This is a genomic window from Streptomyces sp. NPDC059455, assembly GCF_042750115.1.
Taxonomy (GTDB): domain Bacteria; phylum Actinomycetota; class Actinomycetes; order Streptomycetales; family Streptomycetaceae; genus Streptomyces; species Streptomyces endocoffeicus.
The window spans coordinates 1-2,345 of sequence record NZ_JBHYVB010000455.1; the positions used below are offsets into that span (position 1 = coordinate 1).

Sequence of the window (2,345 nt, forward strand, 5' to 3'; positions counted from 1 at the left end):
GCGAGGTACTCCGGGCCCTCGAGGCCCCAGAACCCGGGCCATCCCTCTCCCGATGCATGGCCGTCGAGGGAGGTGATGAAGTCGACGAGAAGCTCCGACATGGCGGTTCCCTTCCTGAGGTGTCACGAGCTTGGACCGGCCGCGAGACACAAACTCATCGGCCGCGCTGTGGAGTGGGAACGGCGGTTTGAGTCCTGCCAAAGCCCCAGCTCAGCCCCACCCGCGAACGGCCCAGGCCAACCGTCACGCTCAGCCGGGCCGAGTACAACGCTCAGGGGCCAACTGAAACGCTCAGTCACAACGACGACACACCGGGCGTCAGCTCACCGCCCTCATCAGGAATCGAACAGGCGTACCATTCCAGGCTATGGCCAGAGCCTACGACTTTCCCCCGGACCTGCTCGCCGCGCAGGAAGAACTCCACCAGGTCGCCGCCGCCCTCACCGCGCTCCTCGAGGGCCTCCCGTGGTCCGTTGAGCCGCACCCGGGATTCAGTGACCCCGACATCTGGCGCCCGCGGCAGCGCCCCGCCACCGACGGCTGGACCGAGGAGGACCAGAAGGAGGTACAGCGGCAGCGGGAGCTGACCATCACCGTCGTCACACACGCCTTCTGGGTAAACTTCGAGGGCCCGGACCTCGTCACCGCGCGGACGCAGCTCGAGCACACCCACGACGCTGCACCTGCCGCACCCTCCGCGTAGCCGTGGACGCCCTCAGCCCCGACACCCCGGCCCCGGACGCCCCCGGACCGCCGGCGTGGGTCGAGCTGGCTGACGGCCAGAGCGTCACAGCCCAGGTCATCGGCCGCCTCGACCGCCGCGGTACCGGGGGCGGCTGGTGGTACGAGGTGCGTTTGCCCGTATGGGCCGAGGTGGAGCTGCCGAACCGCATCACGGTCGAGCCCGACTCGATCGTGATGCGCGTCCCCGCCCGCCTGATCAGCGCCATCGAGGGCACCGACTACTCCGCCGTACCGACCCGGCGGCAACACCGGCCAGCCCGACCACCCCACTCCTCCCCCGCCGCCCCGGCAGGCCGGTGGAGCATGCAGCACCTGCCCGCGCCCGTCGACGGCCCCGGGCGCCGGATCATCCACCACGAATCATGCTGGATACCGACCGGCGACGCAGACCTCACCCTCGACCAGGCCCTGCGCGAGCTCACCCGACCGGGCAACGAACCGTGCACCGCCTGCGATGCCCGCCATCTCCCGGCGTCCTGAAGTCGGCAGACCCGACATCGCCCGTCGGCCGCCCCTGCGCACCCAGAGTCTGCGTCAGACGGACAGCGGCCTGAGCTGGGCACTCTGCCGCTCGCGTGTTTAGAGGTCATCTCATTTGGTAAGTCTGCGGTAGCAGATGAGGGTGCAGGCGATGCTGGTGAAGGCCAGGAAGTGGACAGCTTTCCGTTCGTAACGGCGGTGGAGTCGTCGGCATCCGGCGAGCCAGGACATCGTGCGTTCGATGGTCCAGCGGTGCCGTCCCAGCCGCTTGGAGGACTCGATGCCTTTGCGGGCGATGCCGTGTCGGATACCGCGCTGCCGTAGCCATCGGCGCAGGTGGCCGTAGTCGTAACCCTTGTCGCCGTGGAGCTTGGCCGGCCTTCGGCGGCGAGGCCCGCGGCGGGAACGGATGGGCGGGATGCCGCGCACGAGCGGTTCGAGCGCCTGGCTGTCGTGAAGGTTGGCGCCCGAGATCCCGATGGAGATGGGCAATCCGGTCCGCTCGGTGATCAAGTGGATCTTCGAGCCCTTCTTGCCCCGATCCACGGGATTCGGACCCGTCAGGTCCCCCCTTTGAGGGCCCTCATGTTCACCGAGTCGATCGCGCACCGCGACCAGTCCAGCTCGCCGCGCGACCCGAGCTCATCCAGGACCAGGCGGTGCAGCTTCGCCCACACCCGCCCCTGGGACCATTCCGTGAAACGGCGGTGAGCGGTGGCACCGGACGGGCCGAACACGGGCGGGACCTGCGCCCACGTGCAGCCAGTGGTCGCCACGAAGATGATCGCGGCCAGCACCTCACGATCTCCGTACCGGCGTCGACCACCACCCTGCGGACGGGTCGGCACCTCCGGAACCACCCGCTGAAACAACTCCCATAACCCGTCCGGCACCAGACGTTCAACCATCAACACACAACCAGGCTACCGGCGAGCCCAAATGAGATGACGTCTAAGTCGGCCAGCAGCGCATCAACCTCCTCGGACAGCTCACACGGCCAGTGTTTCTGACAGGTTGAACGGGTGTCAGTGGGGCGGCGAGATCGGGAGCCGCTGTTTCGGCAACGAGATTGAGAGCCACCCTGTGTGATGGTGTGTGACATGCCGCTGTTGGCGTAATGG

The 2,345-nt window shown here is 68.0% G+C and carries 3 protein-coding genes and 1 pseudogene; 2 read left to right on the plus strand and 2 right to left on the minus strand.

Annotated elements, in window-relative coordinates; translation table 11 throughout:
* A pseudogene (locus ACFXB5_RS53455) lies at positions 1-101 on the minus strand (deaminase); the annotation flags it as partial.
* Between the two features lie 266 nt (positions 102-367).
* Here ACFXB5_RS53455 and ACFXB5_RS53460 point away from each other — a divergent pair.
* Positions 368-703: a hypothetical protein gene (locus tag ACFXB5_RS53460; protein ID WP_385223301.1), complete on the plus strand. Its 336-nt coding sequence runs from the start codon at positions 368-370 to the stop codon at positions 701-703.
* Between the two features lie 2 nt (positions 704-705).
* Positions 706-1,224 carry a DUF6233 domain-containing protein gene (locus ACFXB5_RS53465; RefSeq protein ID WP_385223303.1) on the plus strand — a complete coding sequence of 173 codons (519 nt, stop codon included), beginning with the start codon at positions 706-708 and terminating at the stop codon, positions 1,222-1,224.
* 111 nt (positions 1,225-1,335) lie between these two features.
* Here ACFXB5_RS53465 and ACFXB5_RS53470 read toward each other — a convergent pair.
* Positions 1,336-2,132 (minus strand): IS5 family transposase gene (locus ACFXB5_RS53470; RefSeq protein WP_385223305.1). Its coding sequence is split into 2 segments (ribosomal slippage): positions 1,336-1,794 and positions 1,797-2,132, totalling 795 coding nucleotides; the frame shifts between segments, so codons are not numbered across the junction.
* Between the last annotated feature and the right edge of the window lie 213 nt (positions 2,133-2,345).